The sequence below is a fragment of the Pseudomonas sp. 37 R 15 genome, from assembly GCF_900004865.1.
GTDB lineage: Bacteria > Pseudomonadota > Gammaproteobacteria > Pseudomonadales > Pseudomonadaceae > Aquipseudomonas > Aquipseudomonas fluorescens_AM.
Map to the genome: position 1 here is coordinate 1 of NZ_CVTV01000003.1, position 233 is coordinate 233.

The 233-nt window shown below is 57.5% G+C and carries 1 protein-coding gene; it reads right to left on the reverse strand.

Translation table 11 applies throughout. The features are described 5' to 3' along the window. On the reverse strand, window positions 1-233 hold a 233-nt coding region (locus tag BFQ04_RS00015; protein WP_139111873.1), incomplete at both ends, for an immunoglobulin-like domain-containing protein.

Consider the following 233-nt stretch of genomic DNA (forward strand, 5'->3'; position numbering starts at 1 on the left):
CTCTTGTCGATAAACACATCATCGGTAGGCGCTGGCACGGTCACGGTGCCGACAGTATCGCCAGCTTTGATGGTGATCGATGAGCCGTTATCCAACTCCAACGTGACGTCGCTGCCTGCTTTATTGGAGAGCGTAGCGGTGTACGTGATCTGGCCACCTTCGTTCGCCTGTGCCGGAGCTGTCAGGGTAACGGTGGTGGTGTTGTCGGTGCCCGGAGTATCAGTCACGGTGGT